General features: G+C 32.5%; 19 protein-coding genes and 1 riboswitch. Of the genes, 15 read left to right on the forward strand and 4 right to left on the reverse strand.

Features of this window, described 5'->3' with window-relative positions; genetic code table 11:
* Nucleotides 1–525: 525 nt before the first annotated feature.
* Nucleotides 526–972 (reverse strand): YslB family protein, encoded by a 447-nt coding sequence (locus tag CN946_RS05095; RefSeq protein WP_098860172.1) that lies wholly within the window; start codon nucleotides 970–972, stop codon nucleotides 526–528.
* Between the two features lie 296 nt (nucleotides 973–1,268).
* Here CN946_RS05095 and CN946_RS05100 point away from each other — a divergent pair, with 296 nt between their 5' ends.
* The 8 genes from CN946_RS05100 (at nucleotide 1,269) to CN946_RS05135 (ending at nucleotide 11,066) form a co-directional block, all read left to right on the forward strand.
* Nucleotides 1,269–1,904 carry a succinate dehydrogenase cytochrome b558 subunit gene (locus CN946_RS05100; RefSeq protein WP_098429407.1) on the forward strand — a complete coding sequence of 212 codons (636 nt, stop codon included), beginning with the start codon at nucleotides 1,269–1,271 and terminating at the stop codon, nucleotides 1,902–1,904.
* Between the two features lie 12 nt (nucleotides 1,905–1,916).
* Entirely contained in the window at nucleotides 1,917–3,683 is a 1,767-nt protein-coding gene (gene sdhA, locus CN946_RS05105) for a succinate dehydrogenase flavoprotein subunit (RefSeq protein WP_098860173.1), read from the forward strand.
* A 7-nt stretch (nucleotides 3,684–3,690) separates the two neighbouring features.
* Complete coding sequence (gene sdhB / locus CN946_RS05110) at nucleotides 3,691–4,452, forward strand: succinate dehydrogenase iron-sulfur subunit (protein WP_056473098.1); 762 nt, start codon at nucleotides 3,691–3,693, stop codon at nucleotides 4,450–4,452.
* Between the two features lie 434 nt (nucleotides 4,453–4,886).
* Entirely contained in the window at nucleotides 4,887–5,594 is a 708-nt protein-coding gene (locus CN946_RS05115) for a hypothetical protein (RefSeq protein WP_098860174.1), read from the forward strand.
* A gap of 223 nt (nucleotides 5,595–5,817) precedes the next feature.
* Nucleotides 5,818–6,291, forward strand: coding sequence for an acyl-CoA thioesterase (locus CN946_RS05120; RefSeq protein ID WP_098860175.1), 474 nt, complete (start codon nucleotides 5,818–5,820; stop codon nucleotides 6,289–6,291).
* Between the two features lie 407 nt (nucleotides 6,292–6,698).
* Complete coding sequence (gene thrS / locus CN946_RS05125) at nucleotides 6,699–8,615, forward strand: threonine--tRNA ligase (RefSeq protein WP_098860176.1); 1,917 nt, start codon at nucleotides 6,699–6,701, stop codon at nucleotides 8,613–8,615.
* Nucleotides 8,616–8,862: 247 nt separating this feature from the next.
* Nucleotides 8,863–10,542, forward strand: a complete 1,680-nt coding sequence (locus CN946_RS05130) for a DUF2339 domain-containing protein (protein ID WP_176547213.1) — start codon at nucleotides 8,863–8,865, stop codon at nucleotides 10,540–10,542.
* A 17-nt stretch (nucleotides 10,543–10,559) separates the two neighbouring features.
* Nucleotides 10,560–11,066, forward strand: a complete 507-nt coding sequence (locus CN946_RS05135; RefSeq protein ID WP_098860178.1) for a GNAT family N-acetyltransferase — start codon at nucleotides 10,560–10,562, stop codon at nucleotides 11,064–11,066.
* Nucleotides 11,067–11,856: 790 nt separating this feature from the next.
* Here CN946_RS05135 and hmpA read toward each other — a convergent pair.
* Complete coding sequence (gene hmpA / locus CN946_RS05140; protein ID WP_098860179.1) at nucleotides 11,857–13,101, reverse strand: NO-inducible flavohemoprotein; 1,245 nt, start codon at nucleotides 13,099–13,101, stop codon at nucleotides 11,857–11,859.
* A 186-nt stretch (nucleotides 13,102–13,287) separates the two neighbouring features.
* Between hmpA and CN946_RS05145 the strand changes: the two genes are divergently transcribed.
* Entirely contained in the window at nucleotides 13,288–13,731 is a 444-nt protein-coding gene (locus tag CN946_RS05145) for an RrF2 family transcriptional regulator (protein WP_098428274.1), read from the forward strand.
* 97 nt (nucleotides 13,732–13,828) lie between these two features.
* Here CN946_RS05145 and racE read toward each other — a convergent pair whose 3' ends face one another.
* Nucleotides 13,829–14,620 (reverse strand): glutamate racemase, encoded by a 792-nt coding sequence (gene racE, locus CN946_RS05150; protein WP_098428275.1) that lies wholly within the window; start codon nucleotides 14,618–14,620, stop codon nucleotides 13,829–13,831.
* A 228-nt stretch (nucleotides 14,621–14,848) separates the two neighbouring features.
* Nucleotides 14,849–14,958, forward strand: a riboswitch (TPP riboswitch).
* Between the two features lie 88 nt (nucleotides 14,959–15,046).
* Here racE and CN946_RS05155 point away from each other — a divergent pair.
* From CN946_RS05155 to CN946_RS05175, 5 genes are read left to right on the forward strand one after another with little or no spacing between them, the layout of a single operon-like run.
* Nucleotides 15,047–16,039 carry an ABC transporter substrate-binding protein gene (locus CN946_RS05155; protein WP_098860180.1) on the forward strand — a complete coding sequence of 331 codons (993 nt, stop codon included), beginning with the start codon at nucleotides 15,047–15,049 and terminating at the stop codon, nucleotides 16,037–16,039.
* Nucleotides 16,040–16,051: 12 nt separating this feature from the next.
* Nucleotides 16,052–16,342, forward strand: a complete 291-nt coding sequence (locus CN946_RS05160) for a thiamine-binding protein (protein ID WP_098428277.1) — start codon at nucleotides 16,052–16,054, stop codon at nucleotides 16,340–16,342.
* Nucleotides 16,342–17,109: an ABC transporter permease gene (locus CN946_RS05165; RefSeq protein ID WP_098860181.1), complete on the forward strand. Its 768-nt coding sequence runs from the start codon at nucleotides 16,342–16,344 to the stop codon at nucleotides 17,107–17,109. The genes CN946_RS05160 and CN946_RS05165 overlap by 1 nt, the downstream gene beginning before the upstream one ends.
* Nucleotides 17,106–17,837: an ABC transporter ATP-binding protein gene (locus CN946_RS05170; protein ID WP_098860182.1), complete on the forward strand. Its 732-nt coding sequence runs from the start codon at nucleotides 17,106–17,108 to the stop codon at nucleotides 17,835–17,837. The genes CN946_RS05165 and CN946_RS05170 overlap by 4 nt, the downstream gene beginning before the upstream one ends.
* A 4-nt stretch (nucleotides 17,838–17,841) precedes the next feature.
* Nucleotides 17,842–18,609: a TatD family hydrolase gene (locus CN946_RS05175; protein ID WP_286133821.1), complete on the forward strand. Its 768-nt coding sequence runs from the start codon at nucleotides 17,842–17,844 to the stop codon at nucleotides 18,607–18,609.
* A 302-nt stretch (nucleotides 18,610–18,911) separates the two neighbouring features.
* Here the strand turns inward: CN946_RS05175 and CN946_RS05180 are convergent, their stop codons facing one another.
* Complete coding sequence (locus tag CN946_RS05180; protein ID WP_056472461.1) at nucleotides 18,912–19,136, reverse strand: helix-turn-helix domain-containing protein; 225 nt, start codon at nucleotides 19,134–19,136, stop codon at nucleotides 18,912–18,914.
* Nucleotides 19,137–19,336: 200 nt separating this feature from the next.
* On the opposite strand from CN946_RS05180, the gene CN946_RS05185 reads away from it, so the two are divergent.
* The gene (locus CN946_RS05185; protein ID WP_098860183.1) at nucleotides 19,337–20,380 is read left to right on the forward strand and encodes a GerMN domain-containing protein; all 1,044 of its coding nucleotides are present in this window, start codon (nucleotides 19,337–19,339) and stop codon (nucleotides 20,378–20,380) included.
* The last annotated feature ends 96 nt before the right edge of the window (nucleotides 20,381–20,476 follow it).

Raw genomic sequence — 20,476 nt, forward strand, 5'->3', positions numbered from 1 at the left:
AATATTCATCACGTTCAGATATCCCGAGCCGTATAGTATAGAGATAGCGCTTAAAAGGGTTTTTTATTCGTTAGGCGAATAAATTATATAAAGATTCTGTAAATTTAAAATGAGTAAGGCGAACGGCTAAATGGTAAATAAAAGAAGGAGGTATTAATAATGAGGCATAGTATACTTGCCTACGGATATGGAGAAATAGTGCTACAGTTCGTTCTATTAATACTCGCCATTTTGTTTTTTGTTTGTATTTGTTTATTCTTGTTAAATTCAATTATTAAAGGAGTTAAAAGAAACAAAAATTTTGAGGTAATTAGAAGGCAGGATCAAAGTAAGGATAGGGAAGAGAAGGGGTAGGGAAGTTGAATAATAAGTCTCTAACTGATCTTTTTCTTAAATTAAAGTAAAAATTTTGACTTAATGATTTATTTGTTAATACTCATTGTTGTACCTGTATTTGAATTTATATATCAATATTTCAAGAAAAAAACACCACAAGGACCTAAATTCCTGGTGGTGTTTTACGTTTTATCTTCTTGTAATTGGATCCTTTAAATCCCATTTTACTTGGAACTTTACTTTGTCGGCTCTTTTGCTTTGCTCTTCATACGTTTCAGCTATAACATCGATTTGCTGTTGAATTTGCATTGCTAGAAATCCAGCTTCTAATTGGTAAGATACGTTCTTTTTTTGTTGATTTCTGTATGTAATTAATTCAGAAGATAGTGTTAAATGAACTTCTTGCTTCTTTTCTTCTTCAACAGCAAGAGTACCCCAACCAGCTTGATCAAAAAATTCTATAATTTCTTCAAAGGTTGCTAAAGGATATTTTCTGGCAATCATTTTACCCGCCCAATATAAAATATCATTTTGCTCTTTTCCTAATAAATCATTTAATAGATCGTTACGTAATAGCTCATAGCCAAAACCAGAAATATTTCCCGGAATATTTAAATTTTCAATGCCGTTCGTCATGGTCGGATAACTCTCCCTTTCCTAAAAAACATGTTTTTATTATATACAATATTTAATAGTAAAAACAATAATTCGACATATGTAGATTACAAGGATTACCAATCTAAATGAGAAGTTTTTTCAGTAAAGAAAAATGTACGCGTTTTCTTGACCTGCTATATTATCAGGAGTAAAATGGGTTGTAGATAAATGTCATAAAAATTTCGACTTTTTATGCGAATTGCTTATTTATTCTATTTTTTTAGAATAATAGAGGAAATTTTCATGTGCACAAACTAAAGGGGGCAGGGGTTTACATGAGCAACAAGAATGGAAGGGAGTTTTTCTTTAGAAAACTTCATTCATTGCTAGGAGTTATTCCGGTTGGGATCTTTTTAACACAGCACTTAGTTGTCAATCATTTTGCGACAAATGGAGCAACATCGTTCAACAAAGCTGCTGAATTTATGGCGAATTTACCATTCCGCTATTTTTTAGAAGTTTTTGTCATTTTCTTACCAATTTTATACCATGCAATTTACGGACTATACATTGCGTTCACAGGAACTAGCAATGTTAAAAATTATGGATACTTACGTAACTGGTTATATTTATTCCAACGTATTTCTGGTGTAGTTACTTTAATTTTTATTACTTGGCACGTATGGCAAACACGTATCGCTGCTCAAATGGGAGCAACGGTTGATTATAATATGATGGCTGATATTTTCACTTCAAAATTTATGTTAGTTTTCTATATAGTAGGTGTAATTTCAACAATTTTCCACTTTGCTAATGGATTATGGTCATTCTTCGTATCTTGGGGAATTACTGTAACACCTAGATCACAACGTATTTCAACATACGTTACATTAGGAATTTTCGTAGTATTATCATTCGTTGGATTAACTGCTATCTTTGCATTCATTGATCCACAACTAGCGAATTTGTAAGGAGAGAGAGTCATGAGTGGGAAAATAATTATCGTCGGTGGCGGATTAGCTGGTCTTATGGCAACAATTAAAGCCGCAGAAGCTGGCACAAAAGTAGATTTATTTTCATTAGTTCCCGTAAAACGATCACATTCAGTATGTGCTCAAGGTGGAATTAATGGTGCGGTTAATACAAAAGGTGAAGGTGACTCTCCTTGGGAGCACTTTGATGATACAATTTATGGTGGAGATTTCTTAGCAAACCAACCACCTGTAAAGGCAATGGCAGAAGCAGCACCTGGCATCATTCATATGATGGACCGTATGGGTGTAATGTTCAACCGTACGCCTGAAGGACTATTAGACTTCCGTCGTTTCGGTGGAACGCAACATCACCGTACAGCATTTGCTGGTGCAACGACTGGGCAACAATTATTATACGCATTAGATGAGCAAGTTCGTCGTTACGAATCTGAAGGTCTTGTTCAAAAGTATGAAGGCTGGGAATTTTTAAGAGCTATTGTTGATGAAGAAGGAGTTTGTCGTGGGATCGTTGGACAAAACTTAACATCAATGGAAATCGTAAGTTTCCCTGCGGATGCTGTAATTATGGCATCTGGTGGCCCTGGTATTATCTTTGGTAAAACTACAAATTCAATTATCAACACTGGTTCAGCTGCTGCAGCTGTATATCGTCAAGGTGCAGTTTATTCAAATGGTGAATTTATTCAAATCCATCCAACTGCAATTCCTGGAGATGATAAAAACCGTTTAATGAGTGAAAGTGCTCGTGGTGAAGGTGGACGAGTTTGGACGTATAAAGATGGTAAACCATGGTATTTCTTAGAAGAGAAATATCCTGCATATGGAAATCTTGTACCAAGGGATATTGCTACGCGTGAGATTTTCTCTGTATGTGTTGACCACAAGCTTGGTATCAATGGTGAAAACATGGTTTATTTAGATCTTTCACATAAAGATCCACATGAACTTGATGTAAAACTTGGTGGAATAATCGAGATTTATGAAAAATTCACAGGTGATGATCCGAAAAAAGTTCCAATGAAGATTTTCCCAGCAGTTCACTACTCAATGGGTGGATTATGGGTTGACTATGACCAAATGACTACAATTCCTGGTTTATTTGCTGCAGGTGAGTGTGATTACTCAATGCACGGAGCTAACCGTTTAGGAGCTAACTCATTACTTTCTGCTATTTATGGTGGAATGGTTGCTGGACCAAATGCTGTAAGATACGTAAATGGTTTAGCTAAATCTTCAGATGATGTTTCAACTTCTGTATTTGAATCAAATGCTAATGAAGAAAAAGAAAAAATGAATCGTATTTATAAAATGGACGGTAAAGAAAATGCATACCTTCTTCATAAAGAGCTTGGAGAGTGGATGACAGACAACGTTACTGTAGTTCGATTCAATGATCGCTTATTAAAAACTGATGAAAAAATTCAAGAACTTTATGAGCGCTATCAAAACATTAATATTAATGATACAGCTAAATGGAGTAACCAAGGTGCTTCATTTACTCGTCAACTTGAAAACATGCTTCACTTATCACGTGTTATCACATTAGGTGCTTATAACCGTAATGAAAGCCGTGGAGCTCACTATAAACCTGAATTCCCAGACCGTAATGACGAGGAATTCTTAAAAACTACAATGGCTAAATTTGATGAGAAATCACATTCACCATTATTCCATTACGAAGATGTTGATACATCATTAATTGAACCAAGAAAACGAGATTATTCTAAGAAGAAGGAGGACAAAGCAAATGCATAATGGAACAATGACTGCTGAAAAGACAATTACTGTAATTGTTAAACGTCAAGATTCACCAAATACTGCGCCATATGAAGAAACATTTACTGTCCCTTATCGTCCGAATATGAACGTAATCTCGGCGTTAATGGAAATTCGTAAAAATCCAGTTAATTCAAATGGAAAAGAAACGACTGCAATTTCTTGGGATATGAACTGTCTTGAAGAAGTTTGTGGAGCATGTTCTATGGTGATCAATGGCAAACCAAGACAATCATGTTCTGCGCTTATTGACAAATTGGAACAACCAATTCGTCTTGAGCCAATGAGCACATTCCCTGTAGTACGTGACTTACAAGTTGATCGTAGCCGAATGTTCGATTCTTTAAAACGCGTTAAAGCTTGGATTCCAATTGATGGAACGCATGACTTAGGTCCTGGACCAAGAATGCCTGAAAGAAAACGTCAATGGGCTTATGAATTATCAAAATGTATGACTTGTGGTGTATGTTTAGAAGCTTGTCCAAACGTTAATAGTAAATCTAACTTTATTGGGCCTGCACCACTTTCACAAGTACGTTTATTTAATGCTCATCCAACTGGAGAAATGAATAAGGAAGAACGTCTACATGCAATTATGGGAGACGGTGGACTATCAAACTGTGGTAACTCACAAAACTGTGTACAATCTTGTCCAAAAGGTATTCCTTTAACAACTTCAATTGCAGCGTTAAACCGTGCAACTACAATCCAATCTTTCAAAGACTTCTTTGGAAGCGACGAAATTTAATAAACATAAAAGCATGTCCTTTCGGGACATGCTTTTTTTTATTGTTAGAACATAAGATCAATTAACTGATTATCAAAAAAATTCCCTAGAACAACAAGTAAAACATCTATTCAAAGTGAACGGAAAAATAGTGCGAAAATAAGAAGTATAGAATAAGGCAATTAAATACGGGAAGATAAAAAGATTAGGACCAAACAGATTATATTTTGAATACAAATCTTACATTATATAACTGTAGCTAAAAGTAAAAGTGCGTTTGTTGTATCCCAACTGGGAAAACGGACATTAAATGAACATTTTATTTAATGATGAAATTATCATTTTGGATGGTTTTAGATAAATTTCTAATAAACTCCCCTTTTAAATCATATCAATAGTAAAGGCAGCAAAGGGATGTGCGGTGTCTTACCCCACTCGAACGGAGGTTGACCTGAATGCAACAGTTTGAAGTGACATTTGAGACGAAATGCTATGAAAAAGATTGGGAAATACTTTTAAAGACAGACCGGATCGAAAAAATGATTGAGTTTAATCAATTTCAATTTAAAGAAAAAATTTTATATATTAATAACGTACAAGATGTAAGTGAAGTCAGTCGTCATGCAGACAAACTTGTCGCGAGGGATGTCTTATCGTCATATATAATTGTTGATGATTATTCAAATGAAGCCCTTAATTATTTTGAGGTTACTAAGGAAAGCTTCAAAGGTGGTTATTACTATTCAATCTCAGAACTTGTTAGTATTTACCTTTGCAATACAGAGTTTTTACTTCATTTTTCAAGTGATTCCATTTTAGAAAAGCCTTTTAATTGGATTGATTTATCAATATTAAAACTTCAAGATGATGAAAGAATCAAAGTAGCAAATCCAGTATGGAATGGAAATATTTTTGAGGCAAAACAAGAATCAATAGATGAAGATGAAAACTTCTATATTGGTTATGGATTTTCAGATCAATGTTACTTAATCAGAACAAATGATTTTAAAAATAAGATATATAATGAAAAAAATCCTATATCAGAAAGATACCCAATATATGGGGGAGAGCTTTTTGAAAAACGTGTAGATGCTTGGATGCGAAATAATCATTTCAAAAGAGTCACATTCAAACATGCAAATTATATTCATCAAAATTATTGAATGTTAAGGATGTTTTTTAATAACTAAACAGGGGTAGGTTAAAGAAAGGGAGAGCAGTAGATAGAAAAGCTAGTAGAGGAGATATTAAACTATACTCTATAAGACATCTTTACTATTTTATAAGTCCCTTATTTCCTTCATCCTGGCCCTGTTTAAAACTGAATGAATATTCATTCTTTAAAGAAATTAATGCTATAATATAGATAGTAAGGGGGCAAATTCGATGGGAAAAATGAATTATGTATCTAATATACAGGAGTGGCAATCAGAGTTTTCATTTAAGATAACTATTAAAGTTCGATTTAGTGAAACGGATATGTTTGGACATATGAATAATACAGTTCCATTCGTTTATTTTGAAGAAGCACGAATTGAGTATTTAAAATATTTAGGACTTATGCAAGAATGGACGGCAAATCATAGTGAATTTATTCCAGTTGTTGCTGATTTGCAATGTGATTACTTACGACAAGTATTTTTTAATGAAATCATCGATGTGTACGTAAAAATTGCAAATGTAGGAAATTCATCAATCGATTTACACTATATGGGGATTAATCCTCAAAATGAAATTTGCTTTACTGGACGAAATTCCTTAGTAAATATAAATCGTCATACAGGGCGTAGTGAACAATGGAAAAATGAATGGAAAGAAAAATTATTAAATGAAATAAAGAATTCGATATTAAGTGTTTAAAATAAGTAATGTTGTCGCATACTGAATAAAGATTGAATAGAATGATAAAACAATTAAATTTATCTTCAGAAGAGTACTTGAAGAATTCAATGACATTCTATATAATACTTTTATACGAATAAGGAAAAGCAAAGATCAAGGACACGAGCGTTCAAGACGATAGTAAGAGAGGAATTCATTTGGTGCGAGAATTCTCTATACGTTGAATGACTTACCACCTTGTAGCTATAGTGGGGAACGTAATTTTATTACAATTAACTACTATCGGTGTAGACCGTTAAAACGTTGAGATTTTGTATACTTATTTTTGTGTACATTAAATTAGGGTGGAACCACGAGCACATTCGTCCCTACGAGTGTGCTCTTTTTTTATTGTCAAAATTAATTTGAAAAAGGAGTGAACTTAAATGATTTCAATTAAATTACCAGATGGATCAATTCGCGAGGTGGAACAAAATACAACAGTTGAAGATTTCGCGGGTTCAATCTCCATTAGCTTAAAGAAAAAAGCGCTTGGTGGAAAAATTAATGGTAAATTAGTGGATTTAAATACACCTATTACTGAAGATTGTGAAGTTCAAATAATTACTCAAGATGATCAAGATGGATTAGAAATGATGCGTCATAGTTCAGCGCATATTTTAGCTCAAGCAGTAAAACGTCTTTATAAAGGCGAAAAAGCTGCATTTGGAGTTGGACCAGTAACTGCTGATGGTTTCTATTATGATATTGATCTTCCTGTTTCAATTAAAGTAGAAGACCTACCGAAAATTGAAAAAGAAATGGAAAAAATTATTAAAGAAAACTTACCGATTACTCGTTCAGAGGTTAGTCGTGAAGAGGCAATTAAATTCTTCACTGAATTAGACGATGAGTTTAAACTAGAATTAATCCGTGACTTACCGGAAGATGCAGTTATTTCAATGTATACTCAAGGTGAATTCGTAGACCTTTGCCGTGGACCACATGTTCCTACAACTGGCCGTGTAAAAGCGATTAAATTATTATCAGTTGCTGGAGCTTATTGGAGAGGCGATGCAAATAATAAAATGCTTCAACGAGTTTATGGTACTGCTTTCCCAAGTAAGAAGGAATTAGAAGAGCATTTACACTTATTAGAAGAAGCTAAAAAACGTGATCACCGTAAATTAGGTAAAGAGCTTGAATTATTCATGTTCTCTGAAGAAGCACCTGGTATGCCATTCTTCTTACCAAAAGGTACTATTATCCGTAATGAATTAGAACAATATGAGCGCGGATTACAAACTTCAAAAGATTACAAAGAAGTTCGTACACCATTCATTATGAATCAAAGATTATGGGAGCAATCAGGTCACTGGCATCATTACCATGAGAACATGTACTTTACTGAGGTTGATGATACAAAATTCGCATTAAAACCGATGAACTGCCCAGGTCATATGTTAGTTTATAAAAATAAATTACATTCATACCGTGATCTACCGGTTCGTATGTGTGAAAATGGTCAAGTTCACCGTCATGAATATTCTGGTGCTTTAAATGGAATGATGCGTGTTCGTACTTTTACTCAAGATGATGCACATATCTTCTGTCGTCCAGACCAAATTGAAGGCGAAATTATTGAAGTAATTAACTTAATTAAAGAAATTTACGGTGTATTCGGATTCACTTACAAAGTAGAATTATCAACTCGTCCAGAAGATTCAATGGGTTCAGAAGAGTTATGGAATTCAGCTGAGCAGGCGTTAGAAAATGTTCTAAAGTCTGAGAACTTAGACTTTAAATTAAACCCAGGCGATGGCGCATTCTATGGTCCGAAAATCGATTTCCATATTCAAGATGCATTAAAACGTAGCTGGCAATGTGCTACAATTCAATTAGATTTCCAAATGCCTGAGAAATTTGATTTAACTTATGTTAATGAAGATAACCAAAAAGAACGTCCAGTTGTTATCCACCGTGCAATTTATGGTTCAATTGACCGTTTCTTAGGAATCTTAACTGAACATTTTGCTGGAGCATTCCCATTATGGTTAGCACCAGTTCAAGTAGCAGTATTACCAATTTCAAGTGTTCATAATGAATATGCACAAAAACTTGCTGATCAATTAAAAGCTGCAGGAATCCGTGTTGAAACTGATTTGCGTGGCGAAAAAATTGGATATAAAATCCGTGAAGCACAACTTCAAAAATTACCTTATATGTTAGTAGTTGGTGATCAAGAGGTTGAAAATAATACTGTAGCTATTCGTAAACGTGGCGAAGGTGACGTTGGTACACAACCATTCGAGAGCTTCTTAGAAATGGTTAAACAACAAAAATTAGAAAAAGTTCTATCTTAATTTTAAAAATCCTCTATTTTTATAATAGAGGATTTTTTTATTTGACCGATATAATTAACGACGATTGTTTTCCAGTAGAACTGATTGTCTTTATTTTCCGGGAAATATGACGAAATTTGCCAAAAACATACTTCATAAATTTTTTTTTATATAGGATTAATCTCAAAAATATCGAACTTATATGAAGGATGTCTTTTCAGTTATTTAGTCTTAATAAAATACATAGTTATGATAAGAGGTGATGCAGTTGGATAATCAGAATCAAGATCTTCAAAAAAAGGTAGAAAAGCTTGAAGAAGAAGTTAGAGAAATGAAGAAACAAATTGAATTTCTCTTAATCAAGAAAGAAACTTCGAACGAGATTAAACAAATAACTCAAACTAAAGAAAATAATCCTAAACCCCCAAAAACAGTTAGTAGACAGGTTAAAGTAACAGTTGAAAATGAAAAGGTTGACTATGAAGCGCTTATTTTCCAAAAGTGGTTACCTAGATTTTTTATATTTATATTTATTCTTGGCGTAATGTGGGGATTTAAAGCGGCATCAGATTATGGGGTATTAAATAAGTATGCAAAAGTAGGAATTGGATTTGTTATAGCCATTGCTTTATTCTGGTACGGTAATCGTCAAATGAAAGCTAAACGATCAACGCTTGGCCAATCATTAATTGGTGGCGTGTTACCCGTATTATTTTTAACTACGTTTGCTATGCATCATTTATATCACATGTTTGGATCAACGATTGCATTTTCGCTTTTAATTATTTGGGTATGTTTTGGTTTTTATTCTATGAATAGATACAAATCAGAAGTAATTGGATTAATAAGTATAATAGGAGCCGTTTTTGTACCATACCTAGTTAAAAGTAATTCGCCAAACTATTTATTTTTCTCTGTCTATGAAACAGTAATTTACTTATGCTTTATGTTTTATGCAGCATTTAAGAAATATAAATTCATCTACCTTTCGTCTGCAATATTATTGCATTTATCTTATTTAATTGTAGCCTTAGTTAATTTTAATACGAATGGAATTGAATATTTCGCACTAAGTATTATCGTTCAACACATTAGTTTGCTAGCTATATTGATCAAATCTAAGCTTGCTATTAAAAAGCAAGTATTAATTCTTCACACTAGTTTTATTTTAACAATTGGTTGGATCTTTAGTGCATTTGAAGATCAGACTAGAACAATGATTTTAATCTTTTTATGTGTAGGATATTTATTCCTGACCTTTTATTATAAAAAGAAATCGGATTTTTTCTTTGGATTTTCGACTAATTTTATATTAGCCATTTCATTCATATGTTTGGACAGTGTTTCAGAAAACTTACTTTGTACTGTATTAATAATTCAAGCAGTATCAACTTATTTATTTTATTTAAGATATCGAGACCTACTGAAATTAATTATAGCTGCCCTTACATTTATTCCTGTAGGAATATCCATTTTGTCAGTTGGAATAGATTCTTTTTGGTCTTTTGAAACGATGAATTGGCTTATGTTAATTGTAGCTCTAATTACGATAGGAATTATGGCTTATAAAAATGAAGATGAAAAACAATTCATCTTATTAAGCAGTTCTTTATTAATTACAGTTATATTGATTGCTTTTATAACACAAATTGTTCAAATAATTGCGGTAGATCAGTCTGATAATATGATTCGATTATTAATTAATATAAGTTGGATCTTGCTTTCAATTTTAACTATGATACTTGGTAACATTAAGAAGTTTAAAGTTTGGACATATACTGGGATAGGTTTATTATTATTGACGCTAGGAAAGCTTGTATTAATAGATTTACCAAATATTACATTGATGGTTAGAGCCGGTTTATTTATACTGCTTGGCTTGATTGGATTACTAATTTCTAGAATATTTTTTAAAGGAAGCGGTAGTCAAAAAAACTATAAAATTTAGTATACAGGAGTCAGTTAATGCTAATCACTGAAACTAAAAACTTACTATTAATGACTTTTACAGCAGAAGCGATGGTTTCTGTTTTAAGTGGAAATAAAGAGTTAGAATTTGAAAATCAAATTTATAGATTCGCTCAAGGATGGCCAATTCTCGTATATAAAAATCTTTTCCCTTATAAGATTTCTCGTTTTCAAACGCATCCTACTGAGGAAAAATATGAAGGGATTATTATTCATAAAAAAGATCGAGTAATTATTGGGGACATGGGATTTAAAGGTGGTCCTGATGAAACTGGGATTATGGAAATAGGTTATAGTATTGCACCTAGTTATCAAGGTAAAGGATATGCAACTGAAATGGGTAGTGCTTTTTGTGAGTGGGGATTAAAGCAAAATCATGTTACAAGAATATCTGCAATTTGTTCCATTTATAATCATGCCTCTATTAGAGTTTTAGAGAAAATTGGCATGATAAAAGTAAAAGAAGAAATTGAAAAGTATTATTGGATGTTAGATAAAAAATAAATTTGTGATTTTCATTGATTAGAATGATTAATTTTTCTAGAAGAAGGTGGGCTTATTCTTACAACTAGAAATGCATCTATCATCTTTATGGTCATAACTAAACGTGAATTTGGTCGATTCTTTTTGTACGATCTTATGATAAGTAGTTTAGTATATGGCACTTTAAAAAAATACTACTCAAGTACCCTAATCGCAATTTTGGGTAGCTTTACAATACCGACAGTTTTAAAAAGAGTGGCTGTATTATTAGAAAAGAAATAAAAAAGAGTGCTCTTTGAGTATCTTTTCTCAGAGTTTTGAAATATTAAACGGAAAGGGAACAATATTAGTGGAACATTATTGAGGTTAATATTCATTTTTAAAGCCTTATTAATGATTATTATGAGTTTCAATAATTTAAATACAGTAACAAACTCTAGTAGATATTGTTTATTCCTGAGAAGTTAAAGAAATTAAGAGCTGATTTTAGAAAAGGAAGTTCAAATGATTATTATAATAAAATAATGTTCGATATTAATAGACCTACAAACCGATTTTATTAATAAACAACTGTTAGTATACTCTAAGTAAAGGCTATTTGATGAGAATTTATTGCAGACTTTTTTAGATGGATAAGTTGATTGGAACGAAAGGGTGCTCGACTCCTATGGGANNCCCCATGGAAAGCGAGCACCCTGTAGTGGAAATCAACATCACTCTACCCCTTTTACGAAAATTTGGTCATTAATTGAGAAGTTTGTATTTCAACTGCGTGAAAAAGGATGCTCTTAATTGAGCATCCTTTTAAATATTAGCCTTGATTTACAGGGCTTTTAGGTTCAGTATCTAAATTCATTGCTGGTCCGAAGAATTCGAAATGAATTTGTGTATCCTTAATTCCTAATTCTTTTAAGCTTGTAATAATGGCCTTTAAAAATGGTACTGGTCCACATACGTAATAATCTGCATTGTCTGATTTAACATTGTTATTTAACCATTCTGCATCAATATAACCTTGCTTTTTAAAGTTATTATTTTTAAGATCTTCCTCAGATGGATTTTCATAAACAAATGATAAATTATAATTTGTTAATTGCTCTTTTAATTGGTTAAGTTCATTTTCAAATGCTTGTAATTTACCATTTCTTGAAGCGCTTATGAAGTTGACTTGACGGTTTGGTTGATTACTTGCAATTGACTTAGCCATACTAATTAATGGAGTAATTCCAACACCACCGCTTAAGAAAACAACATCTGAATCAATTTCAGTATTTAAAGTAAATTCACCTGCTGGAGCAGTAATTTCCAGTGTATCACCAACATTTACTTGATTGTGTAGGTAGTTTGAGAATTTACCAAGTGGTTGGTTTTCTTCAGCTTCTCTTTTTACTGATATTCTAAAGTGATTTTTACCTGGTGCATCAGATAAACTATATTGTCTGTTTGATAAATATTCTTCACCAGGAATTTGTGAACGAACAGTAATATATTGACCAGATAAGAAAGTAGGAACTGAAGAACCATCTTTAGGAACTAAGTAGAATGAAGTAATTACATCGCTTTCTTCCACTTTTTCGATGACTTTAAACTCTTTAAATTCAGACCATCCGCCTTCTTGAGAAGATGCTTCCTCATACATTTCTTTTTCGATATCGATAAATACTTGTGCAATAATTCCATATGCTTCCGCCCAAGCACCTAGTATTTCATCAGTTGCAGCATCACCAAGTACTTCTTTTATTGCCCCTAGTAAATGTTGCCCTACGATTGGATAGTGCTCAGCTTTAACTTGAAGACTGCGGTGCTTTTGCGCAATTTGTTTTACAACAGGAATAATTGTTGCTAGTTTATCAATGTTCTGTGCAGCAGCTAAAACAGTATTTGCAAGTGCAGTTTGTTGTCTACCTTGTTGTTGATTTGTATGATTAAATACATTTAATAGTTCAGGATGATTAGTAAATAAATTTTTATAGAATACTTTAGTTATATCTGTACCCTTTACTTCTAAGACTGGAACTGTTGACTTAATAATATCAATTGTTTTTTGAGATAGCATGAAAAATCCCCCTAATCACGTTTTAAAGTAGTATTATAAATACATCTTTATCTTAGACCTAGAATTTATTTAAAGCAATATGTAAAATACATCTTTTGTGAATTTTTTCGCAAAAATACATAAAAGTTTAAAAAAAGTTCACAATTATGCTATGATTAATCTTAAATAAAACAGTGAGGACAAGTTATGCGTTTAACAACTTATTCGGATTACTCTCTTCGTGTACTAATATTTCTAAGCTCTGAGCCAGGTGAAAAATTAGTTAATATTAAGGACATCGCTGAAGCTTATGATATTTCTAAAAACCATTTAATGAAAATAATTTATAATTTAGGAAAGATGGGCTATATCGAAACGATCCGTGGTAGAAACGGTGGAATCCGTTTAGCTAAATTACCATCAGAAATAAATATCGGTGAAATTATTCGTAAAACTGAAGAAGACTTTAATATTGTAGAATGTTTTGAGCACGGCAATACTTGTGTTATTACACCTGTTTGTTCTTTAAAACATATATTTAATAATGCATTAGAACAATTTTTAAAAGTTTTAGATCAATATACATTAGATGATATTGTAAAAAACAATGCGATGCTTAAAGATTATTTTTCAAGTAATACAAAAGAATAGTTTTTTTGAAATAGAAGAGCGTCCCCAATTTAAAAACAAAAAAACCAACAAAGTAAGCCTTTGTTGGTTTTTTTCATTTAATGTGGTTTATTGACTTTTATAGTTTAATATACTTTACGTTTTCCATCGGTTCTTGGAATAAGGATGAAGCTATTTTACTAAAAATGGTTGGATCCCCAGTTGTAAAAAATTCATGTGAAGTGATTTCAGAGTTAGATAAAATATTTTGTTGATCCAGAATTGCACTTACTTCTAAAGCTGTTTCATCACCAGAGCTGATCAGTTGGATTGATGGTCCCATCACTTTTTGGATGATTGGACTTAATAATGGGTAATGCGTGCAACCTAGTATTAGGGTATCAATATTTGAATCAATAAGCGGTGCAAGAGTGTGTTTAACAATCTCAAATATTTCAGGTTTATTGTAGTCCCCATTTTCAACAATTCCAGCAAACTCTGGGCATGCCAAACCTTCAATTATAACTTTGTCATTAATTCGCTTTAGTGCAGAATGATATGCTTTACTATTAATAGTAGCATTCGTTCCTATGACACCGATTTGGTCATTTTGTGTTAATTTTATTGCTGCTCTAGCACCTGGGCGGACAACTCCAATGACTGGGATTTGAAGTTTTTCTCGCATTTCATTTAAGACTACTGAAGTTGCTGTATTACAGGCGATGACTAACATTTTAATATCTTTCTCCAATAGAAAATTAGTCATTTCCCAAGTGAATTCTCTAATTTCCGTATATGGTCGTGATCCGTATGGACATCTTGCTGTATCGCCTAAATATAAAATGTCCTCTTTAGGTAATTGTCTTATAATTTGTTTGGCAACTGTTAAGCCCCCAACACCTGAGTCAATGACTCCGATTGGCTTATTCAAAAAATCCCCTCATTTTACTTAATAATTTGTTGATGTAGTATATTCTTTATTCATTTAAGATTTTACTATAAGAAATGATATTTTTGTTTATCATTCTCTTTTTAAAAATGTTAAAATTTCATAGTTTTATTGTGCTTATTAACAGAGTATTAAAACATTTAAACACAAGTTAAAAATAATTCGTAAATTCAATCATTATCTGTTATATTAATGAGGGAAGTTTATATGAGAAAAATGTGGAGGAGCCAGTGTTGCTGGCTGAGATAGCATCCTTAAGGTGTTGACTCTTAGAACCTGATCTGGGTGATGCCAGCGTAGGGAACAGTATCTCTTTTTAGATATGTTTTTTACAGCGCATTTACGTCCGGGTTAGTATCCGGACGTTTTCTTTTTGTATAAACAAAAAACAAAAAGGAGATATAGATAATGAAAAAACTAGTAGTATTTTTAGTAGCTATTTGTTTAATGTTAACCGGGTGTGGTCAAAACAAAACTGCTACTACTAAAAAGACAAAGAAATTAAAAAAGGTGACAGTCGTACTAGACTGGACGCCAAATACAAATCATACTGGGCTATTTGTTGCAAAGGAAAAAGGTTATTTTAAGGAACAAGGACTTGATGTAGATATAATCAGCCCAGGAGAAACAGGTGCAGACCAATTGGTGGCATCAGGTAAAGCAGATTTTGGAGTTTCTTATCAAGAGTCAATTACACAAGCAAGAGTTCAAAATGTACCGATTGTATCAATTGCAGCAATTATTCAACATAATACTTCTGGGTTTGCTTCACCAGTGAAAAAAGAAATTAAGTCTCCAAAAGATTTCGTTGGAAAAACATATGGTGGATGGGGTTCACCGGTTGAAAAGGCTATTTTAAAATCACTTATGTCAGAAGAAAATGCTAATGTTAATAAGTTAAATATCGTTAATATGGGTGATGCTGATTTCTTTACAGCGGTAAAGAGAGATATCGATTTTGCGTGGATTTATCAAGGATGGACAGGGATTGAAGCAGAGCTACGTGGAGAAAAATTAAACATGATTTATTTAACTGATTATAGTAAAAAGCTAGATTACTATACTCCAGTTTTAGCTACAAACGAAAAAATGATTAGTAAAAACCCTAAAATAGTAAAAGCGTTTGTGGCTGCAGCATCAAAAGGATATAATTTTGCGATTGATAACCCAAAAGAAGCTGCATCGATTTTAATAAAGGATAATCCAGATTTAGATAAAAAATTAGTGGAAAAAAGCCAAGAATGGTTAGCATCTAAATATAAAGATGATGCAGACCGTTGGGGTGAGCAAAAGTTATCAGTTTGGAAAAACTATGCTGATTTCTTAGCTGAAAATAAATTATTAGAAGGAAACTTTAAGCCGAAAGAAGCATTTACGAATGATTTCTTACCAGCGAAATAAGGAGGAGCAAAAATGCAATCTACTTTAATGAGTGTCCAAATTATACCGAAAACAAATAATATTGAGGATGTTATTCCAGCAGTTGATGAAGCAATTAAAATTATTGATGAATCAGGTGTAAAATATCAAGTTCAACCATTGGAAACAACTATGGAAGGCGACTTGAATCAATTATTAATGGTTGTTCAAAAAATGAATGAAAGAATGATTGAAATAGGTTGCCACAATGTTATAACTCAAATGAAAATACTTTATCAACCACAAGGTATTACGATGGATGTGTTAACGGAGAAGTACCGTTAATGAAATCAAAAAATATTAAAGGATGGCAACCAATCGTTGTCATCCTGCTTTTTTTAATCTGTTGGCAGCTAAGTATTAAAATTTGGAAAATCGAATCTTGGTTATTGCCAGGACCGATCGCAATCTTTAAAGAAGGAATGAAGTCATCTGATTCACTACTTCCTCATATTTCTTCTACAATTCAATTAACGATTATTGGATTGTTAATTGGTAGTTTATTAGGATTTTTAATCGCATTTCTATTGCATTTAATTCCAGGTGTTAGGGAAGCTTTTTACCCATTATTAATTCTTTCGCAAAATGTACCAATTATCGTATTGGCACCGCTTTTAATTATTTGGTTTGGATTTGGTGTATTACCTAAATTAATTATTATTTCTCTTGTTTGTTTTTTCCCAGTTACAGTTTCAGCTTTAGATGGTTTCCGACAAACACCAAGTGAACTAATAAATTATATGAAAATGGCGGGAGCATCCAAATCACAAATTTTTTGGAAAGTTGAATTGCCTTTTTCTCTACCTTCCATTTTTTCAGGCTTAAAGATTTCTGCAACTTATAGTGTTATGGGGGCAGTTATATCTGAATGGCTCGGAGCGAAATCTGGAATTGGGGTGTATATGACTTTAGCTTCATCTTCATTTAGAACAGATCGAGTATTTGTTTCAATTTTTATCATTATGTTTTTAAGTATGCTTTTCTTCTTCCTAATAGTCGTAATTGAACGTTTTACTGTTAAATGGAAAGTTAAAGGGGAGAAACGGAAATGACATTACAAGTGGAACAATTATCAAAGAGTTATAGCGGTCATCAAGTTCTAGAGAATATTTCTCTTTATGTAAACGAGGGAGAATTTGTTTCAATTTTAGGCCCATCTGGTAGCGGGAAAAGTACGTTGTTTCATCTTATAGGTGGTTTACTAAAACCTGATTCCGGAGAAGTAAAGTTAAATGGGTCGATAATAAATGGAGAACTTGGTCATGTTAGTTTTATGCCTCAAGATCATTCATTACTACCTTGGAGAACAGTATTAAAAAATATTGTTTTGTCACAAGAATTAAAGCATAAACCTGATGAAAAGTTGGCAAGAGACTGGCTTAAAAAAACTGGTTTAGAAAACTATGAGAATGCTTACCCTCATGAATTATCTGGTGGTATGAAACAAAGAGTTTCATTTTTAAGGTCTCTACTAGCACCGCAGTCGTTCATGTGTATGGATGAGCCTTTTTCAGCTTTAGATGAGTTCACTAGACTTGAAATGCAACAATGGCTCTTATCAATATGGGAGGAGCAACGACGATCAATTTTATTAGTAACGCATAATATTGATGAAGCGTTGTTAATGTCTGATCGAATATATATATTTTCTGACAAACCCGCAAAAATCAAAGAAGAAATCATTGTTCCATTTCCAAGACCACGTAAAAAAGAATTATTATTGAGTGATGAATTTACGGAATATAAAAGAAAAATCTATTTGGCTTTAGAGAAGGAGTAATACGATGAAAATGATAGATGCTCATATTCATTTAGATTCTTATGATATTAGTCAAAGAGAAGAAATATTAGCTAATTTAGAAACACACGAAATCGAGGCGCTCATTTCGGTATCGATGGATTTAAAATCTAGTAAGAAAAATTTAGAGTTAAAAAATCAAAATAATAGTGTATATCCAGCATTCGGATTTCATCCTGAACAACAAATCCCATCTGATGAAGAGGTTAATCAATTAATTGAATGGATTAAGAATAATCAGGATGAAATGGTCGCAATTGGGGAAGTTGGTTTACCATATTATAAGAATTTAGAAGAACAGATTGATTACGTACCTTATATTCAATTACTAGAAAAATTTATCTCACTTGCAAAAGAGTTAAATAAACCGATTATATTACATGCGGTGTATGAGGACGCCGAAACCGTCTGTAATCTATTAGAAAAATATTTTATTAAAAAAGCCCATTTTCATTGGTTTAAAGGGGACGAACTTACAATTAAACGGATGATGCAAAATGAGTATTTTATCTCAATTACACCAGATGTATTATATGAAAATGAGATTCAAGACTTAGTAAAAAAGTATCCTTTAGAATTAATGATGATAGAAACAGATGGTCCTTGGCCATTTGAAGGGCCTTTTGAGAATGAGTGGACACATCCAAAATTTATGCATCAATCGGTTGCAAAGATAGCTGAGTTAAAAGAGATAGATCTATCAAATGCATATAAAACTTTATATGAAAATACTAAGAAATTTTATAGTATATAAAATAAGAAAATCGTTATCCAACAGGAAACGATTTTTTTATTTTAATTAGTTTAGTTTTAGGTAGGTAAAAAGAGCTAAAATAAAATCCCCCTATAGCAGAGCATCTATCCTAATTTACGGATAGGCTTTTTTATCTACTATAAGTAGGATATAAAGTTAAACTTTCAATTTAGATAATCAGATTCTTTACAAGCAAGAAAATAGTGAAATGTAAAACTTAAGTTTCAATGTAAATACCAAAACCGGCATGTGATTAGAATGCCGGCAGTATGTTGGTTTGTAGAAGTGTTTCTACAAAATAACTACAGTTCAAGCTCTCCCATACGAAGAAGCTCTATAACTGCTTGTGATCGCCCCTTAACCCCAAGCTTCTGCATTGCATTTGAAATATGATTTCTCACAGTTTTTTCACTTATAAAAAGTTCTTCAGCAATTTCTCTTGTAGTCTTATCTTGAACAAGAAGCTCGAATACTTCTTTTTCACGCTTTGTGAGTGTGTGCTTTGTTTGATAGTCTCTATCCTTCAACTGTGCTAACCCTCCTTGCTTGACCGAGCTGTTCTTCGGATGGGTATTCATTTAGTCTTTTTATCATATGAACGATAGGTCTTTTAGGTGAATATTTCCAGTAAATTTAGAGCTAGATTTAAATTATTTATTTTTTTCTATTTAGCTTGTTCTAAAAAATGTACAGGCTCGTATAAATAGTAAAAAAGCGTGGGGGGAGTATGGTGATGAAAAAAAGATTGTTAGTAACAGCGGCAGCGGTATGTGGAATTGCAACAATGAGTGGATGTAGTTTACTTCCAACGAAATCTTCAACTGACATTGATCCACCTAAAACTGTAGTTTATAAAAGTGATCAACCTTCAAAAGAAGTAGCAAAGAAAGAGGAAACTGTAAAAAGGGAATTATATTTAATTGATCGTAACGGGTATATTGTACCGCAAACGTTCCAATTACCTAAGTCTACTAGCTTGGCTAAACAAGCGTTAGAGTACTTAGTAAAAGATGGTCCTGTTACAGATGAATTACCGAATGGTTTCCAAGCAGTTTTACCTCCGAATACTGAAGTTTTAGGTGTTCAAACTCAAAAGGATGGTACGATTATTGCTGATTTTTCACCAGAATTTAAGCAATACCGTGCTGAAGATGAATTAAAAGTGTTTCAAGCTGTTACTTGGACGTTAACTCAATTTGATAATGTGACAAAGGTGAAAATTCGAGTAAACGGAAAAGAGCTTGCATCGATGCCAGTAAATAAAGCTCAAATTGGTGATGGGTTAACAAGAGATGATGGAATTAACTTTGATAAAGGTGATATTGTAGATATTATGAACTCCAGACCAGTTACGTTATATTATGTTTCTCAAGGGGAAATGGGAGACACTTATTATGTACCTGTAACGACTAGGATTTCAAATGCTGAAACAGATTCATATTCAGCAATCGTAAATGAACTTGTAAAAGGTCCATCTGAATATTCGAATTTAGTTTCCGATTTTGGAACTGATACGAAACTAGTTAGTCAACCTGTTTTCAAAGGCGGTAAACTAGTACTTAATTTTAACGATGGTATCTATGGAAATATTGCAAAAAATATGATCAATAATGATGTACTACAGCCACTTGTACTTTCTTTAACTGAGCAAAAAGGAGTTAAGTCTATTGAAATTCAAATCAATGGAAAATTAACTGCGCTAGACCAACAAGGCAAGCCTTTAAGCCAACCTGTTTCTAGACCTAAGGATGTAAATACAAAAAAATTGTAAGCCAGTGGTTAGGGAAAGATAATATTTAACTTTAAAAAAATGTTTTAAATTTAAACCTTGTACAAAAATTGTGATGATTTTTGTACAAGGTTTTTA

Source organism: Bacillus sp. AFS053548 (assembly GCF_002575105.1).
Taxonomy (GTDB): Bacteria; Bacillota; Bacilli; order Bacillales; family Bacillaceae_G; genus Gottfriedia.

Excerpts from the sequence above, each read along its gene's own strand:
- CN946_RS05095 (WP_098860172.1), bottom strand. The coding sequence starts at position 972 with ATGACGAACGGCATTGAAAATTTAAATATTCCGGGAAATATTTCTGGT.
- CN946_RS05100 (WP_098429407.1), top strand. The coding sequence starts at position 1,269 with ATGAGCAACAAGAATGGAAGGGAGTTTTTCTTTAGAAAACTTCATTCA.
- sdhA (WP_098860173.1), top strand. The coding sequence starts at position 1,917 with ATGAGTGGGAAAATAATTATCGTCGGTGGCGGATTAGCTGGTCTTATG.
- sdhB (WP_056473098.1), top strand. The coding sequence starts at position 3,691 with ATGACTGCTGAAAAGACAATTACTGTAATTGTTAAACGTCAAGATTCA.
- CN946_RS05115 (WP_098860174.1), top strand. The coding sequence starts at position 4,887 with ATGCAACAGTTTGAAGTGACATTTGAGACGAAATGCTATGAAAAAGAT.
- CN946_RS05120 (WP_098860175.1), top strand. The coding sequence starts at position 5,818 with ATGGGAAAAATGAATTATGTATCTAATATACAGGAGTGGCAATCAGAG.
- thrS (WP_098860176.1), top strand. The coding sequence starts at position 6,699 with ATGATTTCAATTAAATTACCAGATGGATCAATTCGCGAGGTGGAACAA.
- CN946_RS05135 (WP_098860178.1), top strand. The coding sequence starts at position 10,560 with ATGCTAATCACTGAAACTAAAAACTTACTATTAATGACTTTTACAGCA.
- hmpA (WP_098860179.1), bottom strand. The coding sequence starts at position 13,101 with ATGCTATCTCAAAAAACAATTGATATTATTAAGTCAACAGTTCCAGTC.
- CN946_RS05145 (WP_098428274.1), top strand. The coding sequence starts at position 13,288 with ATGCGTTTAACAACTTATTCGGATTACTCTCTTCGTGTACTAATATTT.
- CN946_RS05155 (WP_098860180.1), top strand. The coding sequence starts at position 15,047 with ATGAAAAAACTAGTAGTATTTTTAGTAGCTATTTGTTTAATGTTAACC.
- CN946_RS05160 (WP_098428277.1), top strand. The coding sequence starts at position 16,052 with ATGCAATCTACTTTAATGAGTGTCCAAATTATACCGAAAACAAATAAT.
- CN946_RS05165 (WP_098860181.1), top strand. The coding sequence starts at position 16,342 with ATGAAATCAAAAAATATTAAAGGATGGCAACCAATCGTTGTCATCCTG.
- CN946_RS05170 (WP_098860182.1), top strand. The coding sequence starts at position 17,106 with ATGACATTACAAGTGGAACAATTATCAAAGAGTTATAGCGGTCATCAA.
- CN946_RS05175 (WP_286133821.1), top strand. The coding sequence starts at position 17,842 with ATGAAAATGATAGATGCTCATATTCATTTAGATTCTTATGATATTAGT.
- CN946_RS05185 (WP_098860183.1), top strand. The coding sequence starts at position 19,337 with ATGGTGATGAAAAAAAGATTGTTAGTAACAGCGGCAGCGGTATGTGGA.